Source organism: Deinococcus betulae (assembly GCF_020166395.1).
Lineage (GTDB): Bacteria > Deinococcota > Deinococci > Deinococcales > Deinococcaceae > Deinococcus > Deinococcus betulae.
This window is the reverse complement of the sequence record NZ_JAIQXU010000065.1, coordinates 1-3,013: the sequence shown is the minus strand read 5'-3', so window position 1 is coordinate 3,013 and position 3,013 is coordinate 1. Positions and strand designations below refer to the sequence as shown.

The window sequence follows — 3,013 nt, the reverse complement described above, 5'->3', positions numbered from 1 at the left end:
GGGTCACGACACGAATCGAATCGATACTGGTGGCGAAAGCAAAAGTATGCGGCCAGCACAGCACACTTGGAAACGCGCTTCGTTTCCCGTGGTGTCCCGGTCAATCAAGCCCCAAGATTGTTTTGACCAGAACCGCATCCCTCTGTAGACACGTCAGAATGAATTCCGCCCGGTTCGACTGCCAGGGGTCTAGCTGTACTTGCGGGGAGATTCACGGGCCACTAAGTAATGCTGTGCAGCACGAGTCATATCTAACATGAAAATTGAATCGCCGGGGATATTCTCCGAAGTACAGCTAGAAGCGCACAGCAGCCCTTCTCCAACAACCCGCTAATGATCTGTCTCATGCTTCATAACTCGTCGGCGGACACACTCAGGGATGAAATTCCACATCCTCAGCCTCCTGGTCACGTTTACCGCAGTCGCCCACGCGGAACAGTACGTCATCGCCACAGACTTTCACCCGTCGCAACCCGCCACCTTCCGAGTCGCCCTCAACGGGCAGACGCTCCTCCTCCACCGCGCCGCTGACGGCAACGTCGACATTACGCCCTGGGTCAAAGCAGGTCAGAACACCCTTACCGTCAACGTTGATCCCGGAAAGAATGAAAATCGATTCTCCAAGAGCACCTTGACCCTGGGTGCTGGGCAGAACGGTCAATGGCGAACCCTTTTCAAGAAAGACTCCGATGTCTACACGAAAGCGGGCACCAGCACCTTCACATTCATCGGGAAGCCGTCTGGCGCCGGGAAACTCGGGAAAGTCAGTCTCTTCGGGAAATTTCATCCGTCTCAACCTGCTCAATTTGATGTCGCTCTCAACGGCGAGAGCGTGAGTACCCTCAGCAGCGATGGAAACTTTGATCTGACCCCTTTCCTCAAACCGGGCAAAAATGTCGTCGTGGTCAAATACACCGCTTCACAAACGAAAAACCAGTTCTCTCAGAGCACCTTAACCATCGGACAACAGGTCGGCAGCAAGTGGGTCAGTTTGTTGAAGTGGGGCGTCGGTCACTGGGACACGAAGGCAGGTTCCGTCACGTTCCCAATCTACCGCTGAAGGATAGAGAAACGTCGAGCTGAACGCTGATGCATCCACAGGATGAATTGGAGACGTGGTTCAGCAGTGAGCAGATGGCTTGGTCCAGGCACCAGGGTCACCTCCCCCTGCGCCACCAACGCGGCCAGCACCGCGTGAGTGAGCGCTTGGCCGATCTGGCTCATGACCGTGCGCTCGTCCAGCTCGTCACCTGGGGAAGCCAACGCCAGCACCGACTCAATGAGGGCGGGAGTGAGCGCGACGGTGATGGGGCGCGTCACGAACAGACCTGGGCAGCGTCCATCCGAAGGGGGAGACGGTCCGTGGTGGAGCGAGAAGAAGGCGTAGGCCCACTTTACCGGCCACCCTCCAGAAGAAAGCCGATGCAGTCAGGGTGATGGAGAGCCACTTAAGGTCGCCCACCGTCATCTAAACGCGGTGACCCCTCGGGGAGTTCGCCTTAGCGGGGCGGGCGGGTAATATTCAGGCCATCCTGGGGCCGCGTCCCGGTCTCCACCCACTGGCGCAATTCGTTCCACGCAAACACATTCTGCGCGGGCGTAAACCCGCAGTGCGTCACGCCCTCCAATTTGAGGAACAACACCCGCGACAGCGTCTCCAGCTTCGGGTCCACCACTTGCTGCACCAGGTTGGCGGTGTTCCCCGCCGCTTCGACCCGGGCCCGCAGCCGCGCTTCATGCTCGAACGGCACCAGCGCGTCTGCCGTGTTGTGGTATGTCAGCAGCTTGGTCTGAAACCGCCCGGTCGCGCTGTACCAGTCTTGTTGATAGGCGACCGCCGCCGGTGAGGACACCGTGTATCGCTGAATGCCTCTATTCAGCGCGGCGTTGTCTTCCGCAGAGAGCAGCGAACTGGTATAGACCGTGTCCGTGTTCTGCACAAAAATGCCGCCCGCTGTGGCATTGATGTCATCCAGGCCAAACAACTGGGCCGCCAGCGTGTTGAAGAACGTCGTGATGTCGGCCTTGGCCTGCACACCAGGCACGGCACTGACGATCCGGTCCAAGAGTTGCTGCTCGGGGCCGCGCGGATTCAGTTTGGCCTTCAGGAAGAGTGGCCCCAGCGCTTTGACCATCGTTTCGCCTTTCAGGCCAGGGGCTGAGCGGGTCACGTCTTCGGTGCCAGGCAGCGCGTACGCCGTCCCGGCCGTGAAGTAGTTGAACACGGCCCGAAAATCGGTGAGGTACTTGACCTGAAATTGCCAGTCACTCACCGCGCCACAGGCCGACAGCGCGCCCACGAAGTCCGTGGGATATTTCTCGATGAGCCCCATCAACACGCTGCCCCCCATGGAGCCGCCGGTGACGTAGCTGCGCTGCACGCCGACTTGGTCAATAAAGCGCTTGAGGGCGATGGTGTTCTCAATGCCGCTGCGCACCGCGAAACCGCGTTTGTCGTAGACCGTGCGGGCGACCGCAAAGCCCTGACGGTAGGCTTCGGGGATGAGGCCGCCGGTGTCGTCTTGAGTGATGAGGTCGGTGGCGACGGTGTCTTGCGCCGGTGACGGCAGGGTATAGCCGTGGGTGTAATACACGGCCTGCTGGTTCCAATCAGTAGGGAACTGAGCGGTGAAGAGGCGACCATTCAGACGACCATTGACCCGCAGGCCGCCTGTGGTCGGTGTCATCGTGAGGGCCGTGATCGGAGACGAGGCGGCCGCGCGCTGAATGGCGGCAGTCAACGCGGTGGAGTCGGGGGGCTGCGTGGCGGTGGGGGCGCAGGCGGGCAGGAGAGCGGAGAGCAGGATGAGACCAGCAGGGGCACGCAGCTTGAACATGAGTCACCTCGGGGGAAGTCAGATGGCTCAGTGTAAATGCTGTTTTCAACTCTTCAATGTCAGGGCAACGACGGTCAGGCGCGGTAGAAGCCATATCCGACCTCAATACAATTTGACTGTTAAATGAGAAAAAACTGGCGCGCGATACGCAGCCCGAGAGCCATCGGGTTGGGCGT

General features: G+C 59.6%; 3 protein-coding genes. 1 reads left to right on the top strand and 2 read right to left on the bottom strand.

Features of this window, described 5'->3' with window-relative positions; translation table 11 throughout:
• Window positions 1–379 precede the first annotated feature (379 nt).
• Entirely contained in the window at window positions 380–1,060 is a 681-nt protein-coding gene (locus tag K7W42_RS22580) for a hypothetical protein (RefSeq protein WP_224577657.1), read from the top strand.
• On the opposite strand, the gene K7W42_RS22575 is transcribed toward K7W42_RS22580, so the two are convergent.
• A complete protein-coding gene (locus K7W42_RS22575) occupies window positions 1,051–1,320 on the bottom strand; it encodes a hypothetical protein (protein WP_224577655.1) in 270 nt (89 codons plus the stop codon). The two genes, K7W42_RS22580 and K7W42_RS22575, sit on opposite strands and share 10 nt — an antisense overlap.
• A 179-nt stretch (window positions 1,321–1,499) precedes the next feature.
• Window positions 1,500–2,837: an alpha/beta hydrolase family protein gene (locus tag K7W42_RS22570; protein ID WP_224577653.1), complete on the bottom strand. Its 1,338-nt coding sequence runs from the start codon at window positions 2,835–2,837 to the stop codon at window positions 1,500–1,502.
• Window positions 2,838–3,013: the final 176 nt, after the last annotated feature.

What these genes read in the sequence shown, in the direction of transcription:
- K7W42_RS22580 (WP_224577657.1), top strand. Translation starts at nt 380, where the DNA reads ATGAAATTCCACATCCTCAGCCTCCTGGTCACGTTTACCGCAGTCGCC.
- K7W42_RS22570 (WP_224577653.1), bottom strand. Translation starts at nt 2,837, where the DNA reads ATGTTCAAGCTGCGTGCCCCTGCTGGTCTCATCCTGCTCTCCGCTCTC.